Origin of the sequence: Lutibacter sp., from assembly GCF_041596795.1 — a bacterium.
GTDB lineage: Bacteria > Bacteroidota > Bacteroidia > Flavobacteriales > Flavobacteriaceae > Lutibacter.
Window position 1 is genome coordinate 21,383 of the sequence record NZ_JBFHHX010000007.1, and the last position, 23,050, is coordinate 44,432.

The following is a 23,050-nucleotide window of genomic DNA, read 5'->3' on the forward strand; positions in this document are numbered from 1 at the left end:
TTTACTTTCTAAATACCAAATGCGGATATATAAAAATATTCCTATTGCAATAATTATTAATTCGCCTTTCATACTACCTTAGTTTAGATTCTGTAAATAATTTTTTTCGAAACTCAAACAATCCTTTGCTATTTGCAAAAAGGTATTGTTCATATAAGGCATTTGCGGCCCAATTTCCTGACCCTTCAACTACATAATAATTAGTTGAAGTTTCCATTACACATACTTTTGCGTGGACCCAAGAAAAAACAACCTCAAAATTAGGTCGTTTACTTATTAATGCTTTTATATAATCTATTGTTGCAGGATTTCGTTTTATTAATGAATCTGACACCATAAGTGTAATACTTTCAATAATACCTTCATCGTGCAATTGAATTAAAGCATCGACCACGTTTCTGCTGATGCTGTACGTACTTGCGTAGAGCTTTTTTATTGCTTCGTGTCTGCCAATTAACGGAATGAACGTGAAGGCATTAAATGATGTGTCGCTTTGTAAAAAGAAAAACTCTTCTGGGGTTGGTAAGCGTTTTATATCGGCATCTAAATTTTTAATGAGCTGGTAATGCGCCAACAAATATTTAGAAACAAAATGCTCGGAAGAATTTTCCTTTTTTACAGCTTTTTTTTCTTTAATATCGAAAAACCTATTTGTCACTAAAACCCAACTTTGCTTTAATTAAACTTAGCTCTATTTTCCAAGCTTCAATTTTCTTTTGAAGTTTTTCCTTAGTTTCTGGCGTTTTAGCTTTTTCCAATGCTTTTGAATCTCTACGGATGTAATTGTCTAAATTGCTTAAACGCTTAGTAGCATCTGGAACTGACATTACATCAATAGACGATTTTAATAAACGCTCTTTAAATATTGGATGTTCTCCTAATATTTTTCCGTTTTGTTTAAAATAATCTAACTCTTTATAAATAGCTTGATTTGCTTCAAAATTTTCTACTGCAGAAAGTGCTAAGGCTGAAATTTCTTCTGAAGACATATTTATTTCTTTAGCTTCTGAAACATCTGCATTTTCTACTATATTTACAAACAACGCTTCGTGCGCTTTTACATACGCATCGTAATGCGCTAGTTTTTTACCTACTAAAATGTATAGTTCATCTGGACACGCAGGATCATTTAAAAAAGGAAATTCTTCACGTAGCTTAACAGCTTCTTTTACTTCATCTGGAGCTTTGGTAAATACTTCTTCTTTGGTTTCAGCAACTACTGTAATTGTAATACCTCTGTCAGGTTCTTTACCTTTAATAACTGGCTCTAAATACTCAACAGCTATTCTAGCAATTGTAGCTTCAAAATCATTTAAAATAGCTGTATTTAAATCTTCTTTTTTTAAGGAAGCTGATTTAATATCATGTTCTTTTACATACGCCTTTAATTCGTTGTAATTATCTGGAATATTAAATTCAGGTAATTCAACTTTTTCTTGCAATAAAAACGCAACTAATTCTTCTGTAGTTTTATTTTTAATATCTTCAAATAACACTACTAATTTAGGTTTTTGAGAAGTTTGAGCCATTCTAATATCCGCATCGCTAATATTGTGTAGCTGTTTTAAATCATACAACAAGTTTTCTAAATTTACTGGAGAATATCCAGCAGCGTTTAAAAAACGTTCCTGAGCAGGATTTTTAGTTGGCGATTTACGGTACATTTCTAACGCTTTATTAAATCGTGCTTCAGGATTTATGTGCGTTGTTTTAAAAAATTCTAATACTACTGCTTTCATTATATATTGTTTTTTATGTAAATATGAGATTGTATGTGCAATTTTTTAAGACATGAAAAAAAGCCGCTATGTCAAACGGCTTTTTTCTTACTAAACTTAATAATGGCTAGAATATTAATAATACGAACACAAGTTATTATTGACTTTAAATATACAATAAAAAATACATATAAGTACATTAAATTGCTAAAAAATAAACCTATAGGTTAATTTTTATACAAAAAAGCCTCTTTTATTACAAAAGAGGCTTTTTTCAAATTAACTAAACCAAACAATTATTATGATCGCGATTGCTCTATTAAATAGGTTGTTGCACCAGCTTTAAATACTTGTAAGCTAATAATTGCATTTTCTAAGGCGGTCCAAGTAGTATCATCTTTTAAAATAACAGTTACCGCACCTTGCGCACCAGAACTTAATGTTGCAGGATCTGTGCCTCCACCACCAACTAATGATATAACAGCTAAATGAGGTTGATCAATTGAAGCTGCTGTAATAGCGTCTGTAGTATCTAAAGAAGGCACTTTGTATACCATACCATTTGCAACTGTCATAGCTATATCAGCTGTAGGCGCATCGTAATTAGCACCTAATGTTATAGCGCCATCATAAAAACCTGCAATGTAAGTATCTTTATAAGTCTGCTCGAACATTAAAGTATGTTTACGTCCATCTTTATCATCAAGGTAACTACCTTTTAATTTCATTGGATTACAAGGAGATCCTAATACTTTTCCTTGACTGTTTCCGCAGCCAATTCCATAAATTACAATAAACCCTTCACCTAATGCATTTTGAACAAATTCATTTACTTCTAATGAATCTCCAGGATGTGTTCCTTCAAACTTTTTAACAAAGCCTTCCATATCTTCTTCTCCTTCAATTTCATGAGAACCTTTTTGAGAAGATGATGTTAAGTATAATTGGTGCATTTTTGCGCCGGCCAATAACACTATATTTCCTAACATTTTTACACCATTAGCATCACGTAATGGAAAAGCCAGTACATCATTGCTATGTATAATTGTTACTAATCCTTTTTTTGGAGTTGGTGCTCCAGCACCTACAGTTGTAGGAGCTGGCACCGATTTTCTAAAATTCGTCATCTTTATATATTATTATGCGATTACACGATTAAACTCTGTCCATACAGCATCTACCAAGATTAACTCTATGTAGTCTGCATCTGTAGCTAATGTTGCTGCACTAGCCACTTTAATATTTCCAACGGTACTTAAAGTAACATCAGATCCTGCTCCTGCTTTACCGCTAATTTTAACTACTTGACCTTGAACACCGTTCAATATTTCAGTAATTGCAACACCTGAACCTGTGTGGTTAAATTCATTACCTAAAGCAGCATCTAAAATACCAGTAGTAAAGTCAACTGCTGTTACTTCTGCAGCTTCCGGAGCAGTTGTTCTAGCTAATTGTTTTAATTTACCATCGGCCATAACTACCATAGTTAAAGTTCCACCTGATTTTAAATCGAAGTCGGAACCAATTACTAAGTCTGCATTGTTTTTTACATTTTTAGTTGCAGCCATTGCAGTATTACCTTGTATACGCACAATAGTTCCAGGAACCATTCCGTTTATTTTTGTAATATCAGTAGCCCAAGCATCATCTACTTGAATTTGATTAAATGTTGCATTAATTTCTCCTGTTGCATCATCAAACGTAGGTACAAAGAAATCTGAACTGAAAATTGGCACATCATTAGACCAAACTGTTTGCACTTTAAATTCATCTGGATCACCAACTTTTACTTTATTACCTATATGTTTTAATCTGATTCCTAATTTGTAATCCGCAAATACATAAATAATACGTTTTAACATTTCAAATTTGTACAATGATTTTTCTTTTGGAAGATTTTCTAAAATTTCAATGTTATCACTAAATGTAATTGCCATAAAGTCTGTCCCTTCAAAATCTACTACTTCTGTAAATCTAATATTAGGATAGTCTTTTGGATATTCAGGCTGACCTTTATAATCTTGATTTAAACTATACAAACTTTCATATCTGCGTTTATACGCTTTTAACCAAGCTGGAGATAATTGCAACTCTAATCCTAAACTATTACGTATTTCTAAAGGCAATGCTTTAATAGCATTATCTATATAATCTACAATATTTGAAGGTGTTGGAGTACCTAATTTAAAAGCACGGTATTTTTTATCAATATCTCTCGCTTTCCAGTACAAGTATAACAACCCGTTTTGTCTGTTTATAAATTTACCTGGTTTTGTAGCTCCATCAGGCGTAGGAACATACACTGCTTTAATTGTAGCAACTCTATCTTCTGCACGGGCTTTTTTATCTAATTCAGCTACTAAGAAACGAACAAACGTCATTTTATACGCTTGACTTCCTTCTTTATTAAACGAGTTTAACCAAGAAGCTTCAATGCTAGATAATAAATGACCTACAAACTCAATATCAATTGAAATTGGAAATATTTTTCCTTCTTCTGGTTGAATTGTTTGTTTATTTTTAGGCAACCAATTTAATTTACGTGCTTGCGAAATATCAGCAGTTGCAATGCTACCGTCAGCAACTCTATCAACAACATTCATACGTTTTGCCCAATGTGCTGGTAATCCAAAATTATCACGATGTAATGATGTTATTTCTTCAGGATTTTCACGGAAGAATAACTCTAAATCGCCGTTTAATTTATCAATTGTAGTTGCTTCTGTATAATCTGTTGCTGAAGTTACTATACCAGCAGCTCTTTTATTCCAGTTTCTATCTTCAAAAGCATCATATGCTTTTGTAGAACCAAATAAATGGGTAGTACTATGTTTCATACTTTCTTTTGCTTTTCCGCCTTTTATAATTTGAAATGGAGCATCGCCTTCAGATTCAGAAATTAACGCTTTAATTAAATCGTCTTTTTCTTTCATTTTAAGTTTTAAGGCTTCTAACTTAGCAAGTGTATCATCCTTATCATCATCTTTAGCATCTGGCTCTTTTTGTTTTTTTGATGCAGCAGCATCTTCTTCAGGAGTTTTCATAGCCGCTAAAATGGCTTCAATCTCTTTATTGATACTTTTAACATCTGAGTTTTCAGCAATTTCTTTATTGAATGCTTCAATCAATTCTGTTAAAGTTTTTTCAGAAAGCTCTTCTTTTAGCTTTGCTGTTTGATCATCCGAAAATGCGACCTGTCCGTCAACTATCGGGATTTCTTTGATTTTTAAAAAGTCCGTTAACATAATAACGGCGGCTAACATTTTTTTAAACATTTTTCTTCATTTTTTAATTATTAAATTTATTTATACTACTCAAAATTACTGCTTGACGTACAGCGCTTTGCATTCCGCCAATACTATCTATCATACCTAAGCGTAAAGCTTCATCAGCAAAAAAAGTTTTGCCAGACAATACGCCAACTTCTTCTAATAAATTGGGTCTGTTTGCTTTTACTCTGCTTTGAAAATTTTTAGCTAATGGCGATAAAAACTCTTCACGAATCATTTCATATTTTCCTTCACGCGCTAAGGCAAAGGCTTTATTTTTGTATTCGCTTTCAACTGGATATACTTCGTGAAACTTAATTCCTTTTTCTTCCATAGCTTTTCTGTTGTCGGCAAATGTTAATACAACACCTACCGAACCGAAACGAGCAGATACATTGTTATCTGCCATAATATGGTCGCATACTTCAACAGCTGTCCAATAATGTAAACTCAATGCTTGGTCACATAAACCAATAATAGGTTTTGATTTTATGTTTTTAGCGAAATACTGGAAAGGACCAATGGAAGAAACAGAACCGCCCGGGCCATCAATAATAAAAATGGTAGCTAGTACATTTTTCATATTGTTAGCTTGTGTTAAAGCTGCAACAATTTCATCGGCTCCATACACGCAAAAATCGCCGTACTTTACTACTTCACCAATCATTTTTACAACTGCAATAGATCCTTTAGGAACTAGCACAACGCCTTCTTCATTTTCTTTTACAACGTTACCGCCCTGGTCTATAAAATTTAAGATTGACTTTGTGTCGCGCTCTAAATTCAATTGCTCACCTGCTAATAATTTTGAAATAATAGGATTGTATGCTTCTAAATTATGAATGTCTATTAACCATTCGCCACGAATTATATCAGAAATTAAGGAATTTACTTTCATAGTGTACTATTTATGGCTAAAGTACCATAGCACCTACTTTTTTTTAAGACATGTTTTTTTATAGAAAAGAAAAGCCTACAACCAACGCAGCACCAACACCAACACCTTTTAAAAAACCAGAGAAGCCTTTTTTACGCGCTCGTTTTTTTTCGTTTGAAATTATTTCTTTCTGATTTTTTATTATCATTAAACTATTATTTAACTGCTGTTGTTGTAAATTAATGCTGTTTTTTTGAATTGAAATAACTGTGGAGCATACTGCAATTACAGAGTCTTTAACTATTATTTGTTTTTTTAAAACAACATTTTCTTCTTGCGCTTGATTGCCTCTTAATATTTTTGAAACAATGCTATCGCGTTGTACCTCAGTTATTAATAAGTTTTGTGAAAAAGTCTGTTTTACCGTTAGGACTAAGAGTATTATAATTAGCGTGTAACGTTTCATATTTTGATGTGATTTTGATTAATTGTTTTTTTTGAAGTTCATCTACTTTTTGCAGCGAATCTATTTTTTGAAGAGATTTGTAAATTAACAAGCTATCTAATTTTAGTTTTTTATTAATTTCTAAATTAAGCGTTGTAAGCGCTTTATTTTCTTTTACCAACACTTTGTTTATTTCTCGTATATTTTTAGTGCTATTCCATTGCCATAGCTGTACAATTATTAAAAAAACAAGAGTTACACTAATTATTTTTTGAAGAGGAGAAAGTATTGGTAACTTCATTATTAAAAAATATTTGGTTCTGTAGTAATTATTAAAATTGCTTTTGTAAATCCTTTTAAAGCTGCGTGAAAATCTTTTAACGTATTCACACTATCAGTAACATCTAAGTATTTATCGCTATTTAAATATTTTGGTCTGCGCCCTGGAGCAATGCAACCGTTTAATTGATGCCAATAATTTGCGGAATGAAATTTACACTCGCTACGATTTGGCACGTTTTTAATTTCCCAAAGGTCCTTTTTAAATTTTGGTGAATACTCTAAAACTACATCATATACTCCAGCAGGAATACAACTTTCTCCTTGTTTATTATTACGCCAACCACGTTCTAGTGTTATGCTTGAATATAACGGATTATTACTATCATCTAAAATAACAGTAGTTGATAATGATTGATTTTGATCTTGTGAATATCTGTGTAATTTAATTAGCGGTGTTTTCATCTTGAATAGGTTTTTTAAGTTCGCTCCAAATACGTTTTATTTTTCCAAAACTTCCTAAAATATCAAAACCTAATTTTTTTACATTTTCAAAAAAAATAGAATACATTTCAACAATCATCCAAATACACATTATTACTATTGTAATAGTAAATTCAAGTGTAGAAAATGAAAAATTAAAAGGATTTATTTTTAATACATTTTCTGCCCAATATGCTATAAAAATGGTACTCATATACAAAAACAATTTAATACCTGTTTTTACTTTAAAAGTCTCTGAAGAAAAGGTGTTTTCTGTTTTTAATTCAGGTTTTAGTTTTTCAGCTTCTTTTTTATTTTTTTTTGAAACTGCAAATCCTGTTGCAAAATCTACTATCATTAATATAGCTAACATTAAACCTACGTGTTGTTTTGTACTTAAAACTGGTAATGATATTGCAATTGTTGGAATTATAAATAAGCCTTTTTTTGTGGCAAATGTAGCTTTAAGCACAAACAATGTTTTTTGTAAGTACGCCAAAATAAGGGACGAAAACTGTATCATAATAGAACGCATATTGGGTTGATTAAACTCTTTTACTTTAAAACCCAAATATCTAATACAATCTTTTATTTTTTAAGACATGAAAATTAACCTTTGTAATTTAATACCCTGTTACTTACTTTGCTTTGCATTCTACTCATTGTTTTATTTTCTGCTACCGATCTATTATATAACCTTTGTAATGAGGCTATTTTATAGCCATACTCATCTAAAGAATATTCTACCATAAAGTCTGAAATAATGTCTTGTACTTTTGTTTTTGGAGAAAAACGCAAAGCGCCTTTAACACGATTTACAAAGGCAATACGAAACTGATCTTCTAAAATATCATTAATATCTTCTGCAACTTGGTATGGCACTTTTAAAAATGAATATTGGCCACTTACATATTTATATATTTTTGCTGAAGCAGTTTTTGAAGCTTCACTATCAGAAACAGCAATATACATATTGAACTTTCCTATTTTATCAATTTCTTTTAACGGATATCCTGATTTTTCTAATGTTATACGTAACATTTTACCAATTGATGATGTCATACTTATTTTACACGCTTTTACTCTTTTATTAAGGTAATGCGCTTCAACACCTTTAAATTCCTCATAAAAAAAAGGAATTAAATGCTCGCGTATTTTAACTGGTATAATGCTTTGGGACATTATTTATTTTTTAAGAACTTATTTAACTTAATTTATTTTTACTTTCAAATAAATAGTGAATGGTTATTGGTAAAATGCCTAAAAATTCTGCTACTAAAAGCGTGTACCAATTAAATAGCACACAGCCTATTAATGCAACGTTTATAAATATGGCGGCTGCAACTTTATACCACAATTGTTTTTGTGTGCTATAAAATACCATTACAATACAGCTGATTTCAAAAAAAGAAGCGGCTAAAATATTATGAAGCTTTGGAAACTGTAAATGTGGAGTTAACGCAACACCTGCTAATAATACGCCTAACAGTATGTTGTAATTTTTACGCCAAATTGCACCGTTTACCATAAACATTCCTGAAGTTGTAAACAATAAGCCATAGTACACTTGGTTGTGTTGCATATATACATAATTACTTATGCTATCTCTAACAATACCATTATCTAAAGCTATTAGTATAAATACCATACACAACATTAAAAATGCTATGTATTTTTCGTAGTTATAAAGACGATTTTGTGTGCTCATTACTGTAATGTTAATTTAATGAGTTGAACAATTGTTAATTCTGTTCCTGCAACGGAATGATTTAAAACTTCTAATACTTCTGGTCTTGTTTCATTGTCTAACGCTTCAATTAGCAATGTTTTATCGCCAAATTTTAGGTAATTTTCGTACTCTTGATAGGTTGAGTACAAAAACTGATAAATTGCTGCGTTTTGGCTTTGTAAATTATTAGCGGAAGCGTATCGCTCTGCTTTTAATATTTCTACCATTTTACGAGAGCTGAAGCCTACAACTGTTTCGTTGCCATCACCAACAAAAACTGGGTGTAAATTAAACATATATGTTTTTGTGCTTACCAATTGCAACTCGCCTGTTGTGTGTAGGTGGTATACTTTTGTTTCTATACCTAAAAAAATGTTTTCATAATCCACTCCATTATAAGTATGTGTACCGTACACACGCTCATACACTTGCCTTACAACTTCTTTGTTGTTTCGCTTTAAAAAGTAGCTTTTTGGTAAACGTTTACCTTGCAAATCTACCTCACCCTCTTTGGCGTATAAATAGCTTAAATGGTCGTAGTTTATTTCGCTAACCATTTGTAATGGTGTTAAACCCATTCGTTTTATTTCGTAGTCTAGTAATAGCATATTTTTATTTTTTATGTGGCTAGTTCTATGTATTTAATATCAATAATATCGAATCCTCTGATATCAAATTTCAATTTTGTATCATAATTTAATACATCATTGAAAGTTTTTCTTAATACTTTATTCTTGTATAAATAAAGAACTCCAGATAAAAATCTAAATTCCAAATCATATAAAAAAACATTATCTCCAGTATCTCCTGCGTTAACAACCCACGCACCGCCGTCTGCTAAAGAATAAGTTTTTAGATAACTTGAAGGACCTGTGGAATAAAGATTTAACCCAACTATTAACTCATTATTTAATGAATTTACAATAGCTATATTTGGTATATTAGAAACTGTACTGTAGTTTCCTGTTGGGCTTTTAACAACTTTAAAATACACTCTAAAATCAATATTGTAGTTTAATACTTTATCCCAAACTCCACTTACTAAGGCATTATAAATAGTTAGCTTAATTTCTCCAGGAGTATCAAAATCACCAGACCCTATTTTATCAATCCAATCACTTTCGGTTGGTTTAAAAACAGTACCCAACACAATTAACAACTGGTTCGGAAAAACTTTTAAAATACCGTTGTTTAGTGTAACATCAAATTCGCCCTCAGCTGCGCCAGTAGTTATGTTTACATTAATTTGGTTGTCGCTTACAAATGTTGCATAGTTAATGGTTTGCCCCTCAATTAAAATACCGTTGGTATTGTTTAAGTTGGCAGTTAAACACATTTCTTCTTTAAAGTATGCGCCCTTTAAGATAAAGTTGCCTGTTGTACTTGGTAAATTACTATCTGGTATTAGTTCTTCTAAAAATGGTGCTGGGAATGATCCAGAGCTTATTTCAATATTTCCACTACCTAATAAATTATTGCCATTAACAGTTTTAATGTTTACACCACTAACTAAAGTGTTTTGTTTAGTAGCTATAGTACCAATAGCATTAATCATTTCTTGTGTAATTTGTTCTAATACACTTAAATTGCTATGTGTGTGCGTTGTTTGTACCGGATTGTTTGGATTGGTGGTAAAACCATCAATTAGTTTTACATTATCTATTCGGTAGTTTAAATTAGCTACTGCCGATGAATAACTTCGCGGACGTATTTCGATATATGTGTAAGCGGTACCTGTAATATTAAATTCTTCTTTTGGTATGTTAATGTTTTGTACGCTGGTTATAGAATTTAAAAAACCGTTTTGATTGCTAAATATGTTTTTACTACCTACTAATTGTGTACCATTATAAATGTTAATGGTAAAATACAATGAAGTAATTGCGGTGTCTAATTTAAAATCGAAATTTAAGGCGGTAAAGTTTGCAAAGTCTTTTGCTGTTGCAAATGCAAATTTGCTAAATATACCTGTGCGCGGCACGTTTAAACCTCTAATACACTTGGTACCACTAATACCGCTATCTGTAGCAATGGTAACTGTAGCGCTACTTGCTGTTACTGTACTTTCGCCACCAGCTTCTGTACCAGTTTCGGCAAATAATACTAAATCTGTAGTATTGGGTGTGCCTGTTGCAGGATCTACTGGTTCTGTTGCGCCTGGTATAATTAATACATCGCGAATAAAGTAATACAAATCGGTATCAATAAACGGTATAAATGCTGTTAACGCTGGCGTACCTTTTATTACTATAATATCGCCAGAAGTGGTGGCTACAATGGCATCTTTTCTGGAGTAACCGTTGGTAATATCTGAAGCGCTTAGCTCGTCTATTGGTAAATTTTTAGGAAGTGCTGTGTGTATATTAACTAAAATTGGATAATTAGTTGCGTAGGCACGTACATTCATACCTCCAATATTCCATACATCGGAGAGTGTTTTTAAGTTAGTTATTAAACTTTCTTGTTTATATTGTAATTGATAATCTGTTAAATTTCCATTAGTAGTGCCTTTATATTTATAAATTGCAGTACCTGAATTTACTAAATTATCATCTGAAGCGTCTATCACTTCAATTAATTCATTTACTAAATGTGTAGATTGATCTGCTATTAATGTATTAATTGTTGCTGTACTTTTATGAACTGTAGCGTTTTTTGCTTGAACTTCGTCTTTTGTTTGAAATAATAAATCGTTAAACAATTCAGAAACTTTACGCGGTATAGCTTGTATATTGTTATTTTCAACACCTTCAACTAAAGCAACATTATCTATTCTAAAAATTTCATTTTGAGTGCGTTTAAAAACAAATTCAATTTCATCAAATGTATTTTTATCATAAATACCTGGCAAACGACTTAATCGTACAATTACTTTTTGTGTGTCTGAAATATTAGAGCCATCAAAATTAAAACCAAAATCAGAGCCAATTCGAACACGTCCGGCAAATCTTGAATCATTTGATTTTAAATAAATATCAATAGTAATTCTTTCTGATGATTTCCATTCCCAAACAGATTCTAATTTTAAGTCAAACACTAAAATACTTTCTGAACTAGTAAAAATAGCTACTGGAGCTTTAAAACTTAATGTAGTATCTTGTGTTACATTTTCACATAAAATACTTTTTAATCCAGATGGAGGATTGTTTAAACTATTTATTTTAACAGTTGTTGCGTTCGATGTTGTTACATTCCATTCTTCAGCATCACCTTCTGCATAAATAAATTTTCTTGAAACATTATCAGGTTCAGATGCGCCTGCAGAAATTGTTACTTCTGTAATTTCTAGTTGATAAGAAGCGTCTAGCGTTGGCTTTAATGGATTTTCAGCTGGATCACTTTCAACAATTTTTAGTATGTAACCTCCTAAACCATCAGCCTCAACAATAAATACTACTCTTTTTTTATAGGTTGGGTTTTCGGTTCCTAAAGGATCTATTGTAATATTTGTGTTTAAAAATAAATGTTCTTCAACTCCATCTATTTTAAAATGACGTACATACGCATAATAATTTAAACCATCTTGCCAAATAGCATCTCCATCAAATAAAGCTGTATCTGTATCAGAAACTGTTGTAGGTATTAAACTGCCTATTTCAGAAAGCTCTACATAACGGCTTAATCCGTTAGAACCGTTGTTAATGAAGTCGGAGGTTTTAGCATATTTTAATAAATTATGTAAAGCATTAATTGCAGCTTCATATAATTTTAACTCTTCGGCAGTGTAATAATATTTAGGATCTACTGTTGCTAATTTTAAAACTCTTGCCGGATGGTCCTCTTTTACGCCTACATTAATAGGAAAAGTAATTTCGTCTGCCATTTTATATGTTAATAAAAGTTATTGGAATATCATGTGGTAACAGATCATCAATTAAATCTGCAATATCATCATCGGCATTTCTAACAAAACCAGAATGAAATATAGATTCTGTTGAAAATGTTACGGTTGTTATTTTTAAATTGGATTCTGTTTTAACTTTTGGTGGTGAATTTTGAAAAAAATCATTGCGACCAATTACTAATTTAGCTCCATTTGTAAGTACGAGCTTTATAAATTTCACCATTTTAAAAAGTTCTAACCTATCGGACCTTAGTAAATCATTGCTAGGAAATGTAATGGTAATTGTTTGATTGTAGCTTGTACCGGCAGTTGATTTTTTTGAAGTTTCAGAAAACGAAATTGTTTTTTTTCCAAAATAGGTTGGTTTCCAAACGTTACCATTTTCGCGAGAATTAAAAAAATTTTGAGCAATTTTAGCATACTCAGGAGTTAACTTTCCTTCGAAGTCTAATTCTACTGCACAAACATCTGGATTAAACGCTACTCTATCAATAATTTCCACTGAACTAAAATTTTATCAAATATAGTAAAAATGTACTTTATAGTACATTAAAAATTGCAAAAATATACTTATAGGTATATTTTTATTTTAAAAAAGTGAAAAAAGCCGGATTTTTTTGTAACAATGTAACCAGTATTAAAAAAACAAACTAATTTACTGATATACATTGTTTTATGAGTTACATAGAAAATGTAACTTAACTATAAAAGAAAAATGTAAAATTGTAACCATTTATTTAGTTACATTTTTTTTGTAACTTCTTATATAAATAAAATTTAAAAATGTAACTAAAAAACCTATATAAGCCGTGGCTTTCTGTAGTTGGTTACAAAGTTACAATTTTTTCGTGGTTTCTGTAATATAGGGGTTGAAGGGGAAATACAGGTAATGTTGTGCGTTTGAAATTTTTGAACGGATTTTACTTAAATAAAAAAGAGAATTAACAAAATCAATCCTCTTTTAAATATTACCAACCCATTACGCTGCAATATTACTCGGCGTGAAAAACGCCTGCGTCATACTGCTTTCAACTACTTATAAAAAAGATTTCGCTGCGCTACACCGTTTTTTATAAGAAAGTTAAATGTAATTTTTGTCCGATGTGTTAACCACAAATCTAATTTTGTGTTTGTTTCAGTTTTTGCCAGTCCGATTAATGGTTGTTTTCTTCTCAAAAACTAAAAGTTAACTCCTCATAAAATAAAAACTTACTCCAATTTTTCAATCAAAGTTTTTAAAGCCTTAATTACATCTTCTCTTTTATCAATTTCTTCTTCGGCTTCTAAAATATCATTTAGTATATATTTTATAATTGCTGGAGCATCTCCATATCTTTCTTCTTGCCAAATTATTTTACCTACTAAGTCTTTTTTTTCTTTTAGGCTTTTAAAACTTATTACTTCTGCTAAATCAATTTTAATTGTATGTATCATAATATTTATTTTATTAAATCGTTCTTATTTTATAAGCGTTAGTTGGTTGTAATACGGCTGATGTCAATCAATACGTTTCTTCATTACGTAGCCGTACTACAAGCCTAAAGGCAATCAACTATGTAAATAATTAATGCTTACTTTGGTCTTTTAAAAGATGGTATAACTCTCTAATCGTGCCTTTTTCTTCTATATCTTCATAAGCTATAACCTCTCCTCCATACAAAAAGTAATTTTTTAACCACTTATAATATAATATTAACATTGGTATAATCAAAATGCACATAATAAATGGCATTGATATAATTCTAGGCACTAAATTTTTTTTATTCATAATATTTTAGTTTTAAAATTCGCACTCAATTATTTACACTTAAAGTTATATTTAATCCTTGCGGATTAATGACACTACGTTTATTTATTGCGGTTATGCAAGCACTAAAAATAACTACTCATAACCGCAAAAATAAAAAGCCATCTACACGTTTTTTATATTTTCATAAAACATAGCCAAATAGTATTACCACTTTTAGAAGTTCTATGTCCAAATAATGGTTGTATATCAGTCAATTTTAATACATCATTTACTTTAATTTTTACTTCATTCCATTTAAAAATTAATATTCCATTTGGTTCTAAAACTCTAAAAGCTTCATTAAATCCTTCTCTTATATGCGTTCGCCAATCAAAAGATAATGTTCCGTACTTTTTTCTAATAATAGAAGATTCAGTTAAATTTTCAACGTGTGGAGGGTCAAATACTACAAGTTTGAATTTTTCATTTTCAAACGGAAGATTTCGAAAGTCTGCAATTACATCTGGTCTAACTTTTAGTAAATGTCCATCGTTAAATAAATGATCTTCTTTTCGAACATCACTAAATAAAACATTAGGGTTTTCTTTATCAAACCAAAACATTTTACCACCACAACAAACATCTAATATTGTCTTATCTTTAATCATATTTTAATTTTTATCAAAATTAATTTGCATGCGTTTTTTTTTATTTCTGACGGTTATAAGTGTACGTTATACTATTCAATTAATTTACTTGAATTGCTTATAAATCCACTAATAGTGTTGTTTTCAAAATCTACAGAATCAACATCAATACTATCTGAAAATTGTTGAAACCAAACAGAGTCAAAAGGCTTAAATTTTATGTAGTGTCTATTTAGACTTGCTGATTCTAACTTTAATATCTTACCTATGTATCTATTTTCAAAAAAAGAATACACTTTAGTCTGAAATTCACTTTTATTTTTTGTCATAATTTCATAGATTTTAAGATTAATTTTGCTTTTTTAAATGTTGGAGCTTCAATAATAATTTTATAGTTGCCTTTGGTGCGCCAAATCCATTTACGATTGTTGGTTGGTTTCATTTGCTAAATTGTTAATTTTCGAATCTGTTAGCAATGTGTTTTTATAATTGTATGGAGGTAATCTTAATTTAATATAATTTTCTATGGTTTTAGTTGAATGTTTTTTACAAAAATCCATACGTCTATTGTCAAATATAATTTCATCGTAAATTAAATTATTACCATTTCCGGATATGTCACAAAATACTGCTGCTGTTTTAAGTTTTAAATCATTAATTTTTATATCAAAGTATCCAGATTTCATAGTTTTTTATCGTGTTAATTCAATTCTAAATTCTATTGATCCGTTAAATTTTAGGAAGGTTTTGTCCTGGTACATTTTTAATAAATCTTTTCTATGTATAAGGCGGCCTTTTAAACGTACTGAAAAACTATCCGTAACATAAAATGCAATTGCATTGTTGTAACCAAATGTGTGTACCGGATTTATTTTTTGTTGATGGTTAAATCGGCCTCTGTCTATTAATAAATATTCTGGACCGGTAGTAAAACTCCATTTTTCGTTCCAGGAATAAAAAACCTTGTTTACATACACATTAAAAGCTGTGTAACTTGGGTTTAAATTTGCGTATTCTGCGCCTAATCCAAATTCAAAGTTGTTATTAAAAGTGTTACCAACATATAAGTATACATCTGCTACAGGTTTTTTATTGTATGTATAAGCGCCAGAAGTTGCTAATTTTGGATCAAACCCAAATGTTACAAAATACCGTTCTTGCGCACGACTTAACGTTGTTATTAATATTATTATTAAAAGTGTTTTTTTCATGATGCTATTTTTTGATTTTCTATTGTTTGAATGTTGTAATTTTTAGTTATGATATACGCAGCTTTGTTAATTATATCTTTATTTAACTGAGTTATATTTGTGTTTTGAGAAATATAAAAAGGCCCTTGAACTTGATTTTTAGTGTTTAAAAGATAAAAGGAACTATTTCTTATATAGCCATCTGCGTTTTTCACATCGGATAGTTCTGCTCGTTTTAAATGGAGTTTAAAAGCTATTGAATCATCTGTATATAAATTATCAATTACATACAGCATTTGTAAATTTAATTCTATCAGTAACTCAAAAATAGGTTTGTTGTTACACAAACAATACGGACCGCTAACAATACCTGTTTTTACTGATTTATAAAAAACCTCACGATTTTCTAAAATATCATTTGCGTAAAACAAATCTTTTTCAGTAGCCTGGCGTAAATAGCTTTTAATTTTAATTGTTTCCATTTTAACTACCTTTTAATAATTGCCTTAGTTTTAGTTGAGTAATAACATTTAAATGCAAACTTTTAACTTGATATTTATTATCAATTAAAAATTTAAACTGCTGGCAAACAGTTAATAATTGCGTTTCATTTTTACAATTATTTACAATAGTTTCTACTTCTTCGCGTGTGTATATCATAACTAATCTTCTAAAATTTCATTAACATTACTACCTTCATTATTTTTAAATACGGTTGGAGTTTCTATGGTTTTTATAAAAAATACTTCAGCAGCTTTATCTCCAATTTTTTGAATAATTCTTCCTGAATTATTATGAAATTCTTTTGGATTTAATACATATCCGTTCCACTTACAAAAGGCTTTCATCGCTTTTTTAAATTTATTTGAAGTCCATTTATTTTGTTTTGTAGTATCTACAAAATCTTTAAACGCCATTTCTTTACTAAAGAAATTATCTAAATATTTAAAGTTTCCTTTCTGCTCAATATTATCTACTTCTGTAGCAAAAAATGCTTCGGCCCAACCAATAAAAGCGTCACCCATTTCTGCTTGCAAACTCCTTTTGGTTACATTATCCATAGGTGGATTTATTTTTTTTGGATGCGTTAAAAAGAACTGAATACATTGTGCGCAAAAATTGTAATATGCATTCCATTCCGTTTGTGTAAAATCTTTAAATAAGTTTTTTCCTCCAAAATCATCACTTACTTGGCGCTCTTCTTTGTACTCGTCATCTTTATTGTAGTGGTAATAGTCTGAAAAAACAGTAATAAGCAATCTTCTAGCAGTTGAAGGATCTATATCTCTAATGGTGTAGTTAGATGAGATTACAAACTTTGGAGCTTTTGTAAAAGGTATCTCAAAAGGTTGTGCATTTTTAGGATTAACTTTTAAACTTCCGGTGATTTCAGAAAAGAAAAAATCAAACTTTAAATACTGTGAAGCATCATCAATTAAAATATAGTCCGTATCTTCAGTAACTCCGTGATAAATAAAATCATTTTGTGTTAATTTTTCATCACGCCCTTTTAAATAAAAACGGCGCTTTAAAATGTTATCTAAATAACTATAACATAAAGATTTTCCAGAACCACCGTGACTTTCGCCCACATCTGATAGTTTGTTATCCATAGCAAAAACACACCAGGCTTTACTTTCATCTTTGTATTTATGAAGCATATAACCAATGCTGTAAATTTTATTTATTAAATGTTGTTTTTGCTCTAAAATTTCATCTTCTGAAAGTCTGCTTCCAGCAATGTTAAATTGATTTTTTTTGAAATATTCATCAGCTTCTTTTTCTGGACGCCCTTCAAAACTTTCTTCCAATTCTTTTCTCCAATGCACACGTGAAGTATTGATTAAATAGTTAAAAAACGGATTGTCTTTTTTTAATATTTCAATATCTAAATCGCCATCTTTATCTGTTGATATTTTAAAATGAGGATCTTCTTTTTGTGGATGGAAATCAATTATTTTATCTTCCCAAATAAATTTATCAACTTCGCCTTGTTTAAATTCTTTAATACCTTCTTTAGTTACTTGCCACACTTTTTTAGGAAAAAATAAATATTGCGTGTGTTTATCAGCATCGGTAAAATCTATTTCAATGTTAGGTAATTTTGATAGTGAACGCTCATTAAGTTGTGGTGATTTGTAAATATAATCTCGTAAATCAGGATGCATTTGTCGCTCTTCTAAAAAAGCGTGCACAAAATTTTCAATTTCATACGGATGCAATACCCTTACAATGCTTCCTTCTTTTCGTATGTATAAAAATCCTTCTTTTAAATTTTCACTTTCGTAGCGACCAAAACCTAAGTTTGCTAAAAAGTGATATAACCTGGTGTTAGATAAATTAAAAACGGTTTTTTTAGTTTTTTTGTTCCAATACTCTGTCCAAAATTGCATTGGTAAAGCGTTATTTTCTAATTTATCAAGCGCATTTATAAACGGATTTGGATTATCCTTTTTATAAAACTTATCTACGTAATCTTTAAAATCTTTGCAAGGATTTCCACGCTTGTCGCTATATTTCTTTAGCTTTTCAGGCAACCAAAGCAATTTAATATCTAAAAATTTTAAACCAACGGTAATAGCTTGTTTTACACCTGTTAGGTCTAAATCTGCTATGTAGTAAATTTCTTTTACCCAAACTTTTAGTTTTTTATAATCGTCCCAATCTAAATGCTCCGATTCTGAATTAAACCATAAAGGAAATTTATTGAAGCTGAACAAATTAATACCATCCGAACCACCACTAATAATAAAAACACTATCTAAACGAGGATCTTTCTTTTTTGAAGCTGCTTCATCTTCATCATCATCATCATCATATTCCATTTCCTCTTCTTCCTGCTGTTTTTTTATGCGCTTAAATTCAGCTTCAATTAAATCTAGTCCAAAAATGTGTTTACTGGGTTTACTACCAGCATAGCGAAAACGGAATTTTTTTTCAAAACTATTAGGCTGATATATTTTTTGCCAGGAGCCAAAATCAAAAACAAAAATTGGATAATTTTCCGTAGCTGTTGTAACAACAGTTTCATTAGCCTTGCAATAAGCAAATGATTTACACGATTTTAAATTAAAAGAGTTACAATGCTTTTCATTAACACGCGGGCCAATTAAGGCAAGTTCAGCAGGCGTAAATTCTTTATAAGTAAAATAGTACGATCCAGGAGTTTCATCTTTTTTTAACGGACGTTTTTCAATTTCTGGCATATACAACTCCAACTTTGCACCTTCTATTTTATAACGCGCTCCTAACAACGCACAAGCTTCACCGTATGTAATGTTTTCCTCAAACATACAAACTTGTATTCCATTTCTTTTTGCGTTATCTCCGCCAAAATCTGTAACAATCCAAACGCCATCATCTAAACGTTTTAAAGCTGCACTTGCCGTTTTTTCGCTTTCACGTAATTTAAAATGTTTAACTCTAGCTCCTTCATTAGATTCTTCTGCTGCTGGGTAATATGCTTTTATTATATCTAATCCGCCGTTTGTTGCGTTTAGTATATCGGTATCTTTTACGTAACTCATTTGGTTGTTTTTATTTGACTGAAAAACTGTTCATATTTTATAGTTGTGTTGAAGTCGCTAATTAGGATAAGTTCAACATTGCTTGTTATTAGGTTATTCTTCATCGTTTCCATTATAAAAGCATTGCACATCTGGATCAAAACACACAAAGTTTTTGTGTATTTTTCTATTTATAAAAAGCAAACATCCTAAGTCTAATTTTGTTTCGCTTTCATCTAAACAAGGTTCAGGTTTAAAATTTTCTTCAGAAAATTGAATAAATAATTCTAGGTTTAAGATTATTTTAGAAAGTTGTTCTTTATTACTTTCTAGATCTACATAAAATTGTACTACTTGGCGTTCTGAATACAATTCAATTTCTCTAAATTTCATACCAAAAGGCATTCTTTTGATAGAATTTAATACCGTAATTATGAATTTTTTATTATTTAAAAAATCTGCTGTAAAAACTTGCTCTAAAGCTATTTGTGTTTGTGTGTTCATAGTTTTATTTATTGTCTATTTCTTTGAAATTTCCCTGTAAATTATCTGGTAATTGACTTGGTTTTATATTGCCACTTGCTACTAATTTCATTGCATCTACTTGCATTTTCATGTTATTAACCATTACTTGCCCAACTTTAGCAACTGCTTCAGCTTTTTCAACTGTAATTTCATTTATTATTTTTCCGTCATTATCTACTTCTGGGTCAATTATATTTTGAATTGTTTGAAATAAAATATCATTCAAATCGATTGCTTTATTTTTTGCCATTTTTAAATTTTAATAGTTCTTTTAAGTTTTTTTAATAATCTGAATGACCTTTGTAATTCATCCGGATAGCGATGTATAGTGTTTAAAATCATATTTGTTTTAAAGTCTATTAGTTCTATGTTATCAATGGAACAATTCATTGTATTTCCATCTTTAAATCTTAAAATTCCATTTTCAGGTTTAGGTCCATAAACACTTTCCCAAACAAAATGATGAAGTAGCTTCCATTCATTATCGCTAACTTTAATCCATTGATACTTACAACCTTTTCTTTGTTTGTAATCAGTTCTAACTCTAATGCATCCAATTTCAACACCAATACTATTATGCGGAATATTCCCTTTTTTAAATCGAGTAGTTTTAGTTCTTTCAATAGCTTCCTGAGACATGTAATCAATTTGTTTCATTCCTTTATTAAAAGGCGCATCACCTTTTTTTCTTCTAGAGTTTAATTTTCTATTTTCAATGATTTCTTTTGGAATCTCTAAATTGTAGTGTTTTAATCTTCCAGTAATTCCTGGAAAACTTCTATTCATTATTTTAGCCATTCTTTTAATTGGCATTTTTAAATAATTTTCAATAATAAAATCATCTTCTTCAACAGAATAATTTGTTTTTCCACGAATAACATCGTTTACAAATTTTCTATTATTATTATTTAAACTCCTTAATTTCATTATTTTATAATTTTTGGTGATTCAACTTCAATTTCTTTCGCTAATTGCGCCAACTCTAATTTTAAAGGAGCTATTAAACTTTCAATTTCTTCTGCAGAAAACAATCCTTCGCTATTTTGAAACTGATTTATACGTGCGTTTAACTGGTTAATTTTGCTCTGAATTGCTGTCATTGTATATTTTTTTGAATTGAGAAAGAGCTATTTGATATGCTGCTTTATCTGCTAACATTAAAAGTATAGGCGCTGTAATTATCCAAATAAAAATAAGCGCTATTAGGTAGTAGTATATAAACTGATAATTATCAGTAGGCTGTAAATTTAATACCAAATAAAAGCAGTGTGTTGTTGGAATAATTAATATAGCTAAGCAAAGAGTAATTGCGTATTTTAAACTTGTTTTCATTTTTTTTAATTCTTTAAAAACCACCGCCTAAACGGTGGTTGAGTTAATCAATAAACTATGTGCTATTGCACAAAAAAAGAACGTAGCATTTAGCCAGGCTAAATAATGTTAAGAGTTATTGCAATAATTGTTAACTCTTGTTTTGTTTGTATGAAACCTAATTTTTCATACAATAATTTTTTATATTTATGATATGACCCTAAAGGAAGATTCAATTGTTCAGCAATTACTTCGTTAGTTAAAGGAGTTGTTAAAAGCTTCATTAATTGAATATCAATAGCATTTAATTTGCTCCCGTTATATTCTGGAGCTTTACACAATACACCATTATGCTCACACTTTGAACGTATAGGACATTCTACATATTCGCTAGGTTGCAATTGATGATTAATGATGTCGGCTTCAAAATCTAAACCGCCAAATCTGCACTTAACAAATTGTTTTAACCGATCGTACTTTGAGTTTGGATACCAGTCTAACAAAGCCATTTTAATAGCTTTATTGTTTTCTATTTCTTCTTCAATAATTTGAATAATACCGAAAGGCAATTCGGTGAAATTGGATATTTTACTGTTTGCGATAAACTTTACTTCATCCTCGACAATGAAGAATTCAAATCCAGCATCATTCATTCCTGGATATAAATTAGGTTGTTTTGTAAGTGCCATATATTTACTTTTTTAAGTTAGATTCTAATTCTAATAATTGTTTTTGATTTTTTTTTGCAACTAAAAGCAACGCATTTAAAACATCTATTCTTGGGTTAGGAACTCTTTTTGTTCTAATATTTCTTATAGTTCCTCCAGATACTTTTATTTTTTTCTTTTGAAGAATTAATTCAACTTCCACCACATATTCATATGGTAAAAACTGATCTAAAAACTCATAGGCTTTATCAATATGCGATTGCATTTTTTTTATTGGCTTTTGGTTTATTATATTTGTCATAGTTTGTGTATATCTGTGTACAAATATATACAATAAAATACATATAGGTACATTTTATTTAAAAAAAATATACCTATGTGTGCAATTTAAAATCATTCTAAATTATGAATATAAATACTAAACTGCGTTTATTCTTTGAGGCAAAGAATATTTCAAATAAAGAGTTGGCATCTATAATTAACTATAGTGAGGTAATGGTTAGTAGATACTTGAGAATAAATAAACCTAATTATGAATTCTTGAAAGCAGTTAAGGATAATTTTCCTGAATTAGATTTAAATAATCTATTTGTAGATGAATTGGATCTACTTTTAAAAGAAGAAGATGATCTTTATAAACAAGATGGAAGCATTTTAATTGATGAAATTGAAATTAATTTGAAAAAATTAAGGAGTGTTTTGGCACAAAATAGCCACGAATAATATATAACTAACTGTTAACCTGTGTATTAATTGTTTAAAAATAATCCTGTCGCGATCACAATTGGTTGAGTTAACCAAAAAAACTAAGTGCTATTGCATAGTTAAAA

Annotated in this window: 30 protein-coding genes; 1 reads left to right on the forward strand and 29 read right to left on the reverse strand. The window is 30.0% G+C overall.

Annotated features, from left to right (window positions below; translation table 11 throughout):
- Window positions 1-73 precede the first annotated feature (73 nt).
- The 29 genes from ABY298_RS01860 to ABY298_RS02000 form a co-directional block, all read right to left on the reverse strand.
- A complete protein-coding gene (locus ABY298_RS01860; RefSeq protein WP_372744288.1) occupies window positions 74-658 on the reverse strand; it encodes a hypothetical protein in 585 nt (194 codons plus the stop codon).
- Entirely contained in the window at window positions 648-1,739 is a 1,092-nt protein-coding gene (locus ABY298_RS01865; RefSeq protein ID WP_372744289.1) for a hypothetical protein, read from the reverse strand. The genes ABY298_RS01860 and ABY298_RS01865 overlap by 11 nt, the downstream gene beginning before the upstream one ends.
- A 278-nt stretch (window positions 1,740-2,017) precedes the next feature.
- On the reverse strand, window positions 2,018-2,845 hold the full coding sequence (locus tag ABY298_RS01870; protein WP_372744290.1) for a hypothetical protein: 828 nt from the start codon (window positions 2,843-2,845) through the stop codon (window positions 2,018-2,020).
- A 12-nt stretch (window positions 2,846-2,857) separates the two neighbouring features.
- Entirely contained in the window at window positions 2,858-4,993 is a 2,136-nt protein-coding gene (locus tag ABY298_RS01875; protein ID WP_372744291.1) for a hypothetical protein, read from the reverse strand.
- A gap of 13 nt (window positions 4,994-5,006) precedes the next feature.
- Window positions 5,007-5,885 carry a S49 family peptidase gene (locus tag ABY298_RS01880; protein ID WP_372744292.1) on the reverse strand — a complete coding sequence of 293 codons (879 nt, stop codon included), beginning with the start codon at window positions 5,883-5,885 and terminating at the stop codon, window positions 5,007-5,009.
- Between the two features lie 58 nt (window positions 5,886-5,943).
- Window positions 5,944-6,330 (reverse strand): hypothetical protein, encoded by a 387-nt coding sequence (locus ABY298_RS01885; RefSeq protein WP_372744293.1) that lies wholly within the window; start codon window positions 6,328-6,330, stop codon window positions 5,944-5,946.
- Complete coding sequence (locus tag ABY298_RS01890; RefSeq protein WP_372744294.1) at window positions 6,251-6,610, reverse strand: hypothetical protein; 360 nt, start codon at window positions 6,608-6,610, stop codon at window positions 6,251-6,253. The genes ABY298_RS01885 and ABY298_RS01890 overlap by 80 nt, the downstream gene beginning before the upstream one ends.
- A gap of 2 nt (window positions 6,611-6,612) precedes the next feature.
- Window positions 6,613-7,053: a DUF5675 family protein gene (locus ABY298_RS01895; RefSeq protein ID WP_372744295.1), complete on the reverse strand. Its 441-nt coding sequence runs from the start codon at window positions 7,051-7,053 to the stop codon at window positions 6,613-6,615.
- Window positions 7,034-7,543, reverse strand: a complete 510-nt coding sequence (locus ABY298_RS01900; protein ID WP_372744296.1) for a phage holin family protein — start codon at window positions 7,541-7,543, stop codon at window positions 7,034-7,036. Before ABY298_RS01900 ends, ABY298_RS01895 begins: the two co-directional genes overlap by 20 nt.
- Window positions 7,544-7,680: 137 nt before the next feature.
- The gene (locus ABY298_RS01905; RefSeq protein ID WP_372744297.1) at window positions 7,681-8,253 is read right to left on the reverse strand and encodes a hypothetical protein; all 573 of its coding nucleotides are present in this window, start codon (window positions 8,251-8,253) and stop codon (window positions 7,681-7,683) included.
- A gap of 22 nt (window positions 8,254-8,275) precedes the next feature.
- Window positions 8,276-8,779: a hypothetical protein gene (locus ABY298_RS01910; RefSeq protein WP_372744298.1), complete on the reverse strand. Its 504-nt coding sequence runs from the start codon at window positions 8,777-8,779 to the stop codon at window positions 8,276-8,278.
- Window positions 8,779-9,408, reverse strand: a complete 630-nt coding sequence (locus tag ABY298_RS01915) for a hypothetical protein (RefSeq protein WP_372744299.1) — start codon at window positions 9,406-9,408, stop codon at window positions 8,779-8,781. The genes ABY298_RS01910 and ABY298_RS01915 overlap by 1 nt, the downstream gene beginning before the upstream one ends.
- Before the next feature lie 11 nt (window positions 9,409-9,419).
- The gene (locus ABY298_RS01920) at window positions 9,420-12,623 is read right to left on the reverse strand and encodes a hypothetical protein (protein WP_372744300.1); all 3,204 of its coding nucleotides are present in this window, start codon (window positions 12,621-12,623) and stop codon (window positions 9,420-9,422) included.
- Between the two features lies 1 nt (window position 12,624).
- Window positions 12,625-13,146: a hypothetical protein gene (locus ABY298_RS01925; RefSeq protein WP_372744301.1), complete on the reverse strand. Its 522-nt coding sequence runs from the start codon at window positions 13,144-13,146 to the stop codon at window positions 12,625-12,627.
- Window positions 13,147-13,853: 707 nt separating this feature from the next.
- Window positions 13,854-14,078, reverse strand: a complete 225-nt coding sequence (locus ABY298_RS01930; RefSeq protein WP_372744302.1) for a hypothetical protein — start codon at window positions 14,076-14,078, stop codon at window positions 13,854-13,856.
- A 130-nt stretch (window positions 14,079-14,208) separates the two neighbouring features.
- The gene (locus ABY298_RS01935) at window positions 14,209-14,412 is read right to left on the reverse strand and encodes a hypothetical protein (RefSeq protein ID WP_372744303.1); all 204 of its coding nucleotides are present in this window, start codon (window positions 14,410-14,412) and stop codon (window positions 14,209-14,211) included.
- A 155-nt stretch (window positions 14,413-14,567) separates the two neighbouring features.
- Entirely contained in the window at window positions 14,568-15,041 is a 474-nt protein-coding gene (locus ABY298_RS01940) for a methyltransferase (RefSeq protein WP_372744304.1), read from the reverse strand.
- A gap of 71 nt (window positions 15,042-15,112) precedes the next feature.
- A complete protein-coding gene (locus ABY298_RS01945) occupies window positions 15,113-15,349 on the reverse strand; it encodes a hypothetical protein (RefSeq protein ID WP_372744305.1) in 237 nt (78 codons plus the stop codon).
- A 90-nt stretch (window positions 15,350-15,439) separates the two neighbouring features.
- Window positions 15,440-15,706 carry a hypothetical protein gene (locus tag ABY298_RS01950; RefSeq protein WP_372744306.1) on the reverse strand — a complete coding sequence of 89 codons (267 nt, stop codon included), beginning with the start codon at window positions 15,704-15,706 and terminating at the stop codon, window positions 15,440-15,442.
- Window positions 15,707-15,712: 6 nt separating this feature from the next.
- A complete protein-coding gene (locus ABY298_RS01955) occupies window positions 15,713-16,231 on the reverse strand; it encodes a hypothetical protein (protein WP_372744307.1) in 519 nt (172 codons plus the stop codon).
- The gene (locus ABY298_RS01960; RefSeq protein ID WP_372744308.1) at window positions 16,228-16,692 is read right to left on the reverse strand and encodes a hypothetical protein; all 465 of its coding nucleotides are present in this window, start codon (window positions 16,690-16,692) and stop codon (window positions 16,228-16,230) included. The genes ABY298_RS01955 and ABY298_RS01960 overlap by 4 nt, the downstream gene beginning before the upstream one ends.
- A 1-nt stretch (window position 16,693) precedes the next feature.
- Window positions 16,694-16,870, reverse strand: coding sequence for a hypothetical protein (locus ABY298_RS01965; RefSeq protein WP_372744309.1), 177 nt, complete (start codon window positions 16,868-16,870; stop codon window positions 16,694-16,696).
- Between the two features lie 2 nt (window positions 16,871-16,872).
- On the reverse strand, window positions 16,873-19,737 hold the full coding sequence (locus tag ABY298_RS01970) for a primase-helicase family protein (RefSeq protein ID WP_372744310.1): 2,865 nt from the start codon (window positions 19,735-19,737) through the stop codon (window positions 16,873-16,875).
- 93 nt (window positions 19,738-19,830) lie between these two features.
- Complete coding sequence (locus ABY298_RS01975; RefSeq protein WP_372744311.1) at window positions 19,831-20,220, reverse strand: hypothetical protein; 390 nt, start codon at window positions 20,218-20,220, stop codon at window positions 19,831-19,833.
- 4 nt (window positions 20,221-20,224) lie between these two features.
- Entirely contained in the window at window positions 20,225-20,491 is a 267-nt protein-coding gene (locus tag ABY298_RS01980) for a hypothetical protein (protein ID WP_372744312.1), read from the reverse strand.
- Between the two features lie 2 nt (window positions 20,492-20,493).
- On the reverse strand, window positions 20,494-21,168 hold the full coding sequence (locus ABY298_RS01985) for an HNH endonuclease signature motif containing protein (RefSeq protein WP_372744313.1): 675 nt from the start codon (window positions 21,166-21,168) through the stop codon (window positions 20,494-20,496).
- Complete coding sequence (locus tag ABY298_RS01990) at window positions 21,168-21,341, reverse strand: hypothetical protein (RefSeq protein WP_372744314.1); 174 nt, start codon at window positions 21,339-21,341, stop codon at window positions 21,168-21,170. The genes ABY298_RS01985 and ABY298_RS01990 overlap by 1 nt, the downstream gene beginning before the upstream one ends.
- A gap of 330 nt (window positions 21,342-21,671) precedes the next feature.
- Window positions 21,672-22,241 carry a LuxR family transcriptional regulator gene (locus ABY298_RS01995; protein WP_372744315.1) on the reverse strand — a complete coding sequence of 190 codons (570 nt, stop codon included), beginning with the start codon at window positions 22,239-22,241 and terminating at the stop codon, window positions 21,672-21,674.
- Between the two features lie 4 nt (window positions 22,242-22,245).
- Window positions 22,246-22,521: a hypothetical protein gene (locus ABY298_RS02000; RefSeq protein ID WP_372744316.1), complete on the reverse strand. Its 276-nt coding sequence runs from the start codon at window positions 22,519-22,521 to the stop codon at window positions 22,246-22,248.
- 104 nt (window positions 22,522-22,625) lie between these two features.
- Here ABY298_RS02000 and ABY298_RS02005 point away from each other — a divergent pair, with 104 nt between their 5' ends.
- Window positions 22,626-22,943: a hypothetical protein gene (locus tag ABY298_RS02005; RefSeq protein WP_372744317.1), complete on the forward strand. Its 318-nt coding sequence runs from the start codon at window positions 22,626-22,628 to the stop codon at window positions 22,941-22,943.
- The last annotated feature ends 107 nt before the right edge of the window (window positions 22,944-23,050 follow it).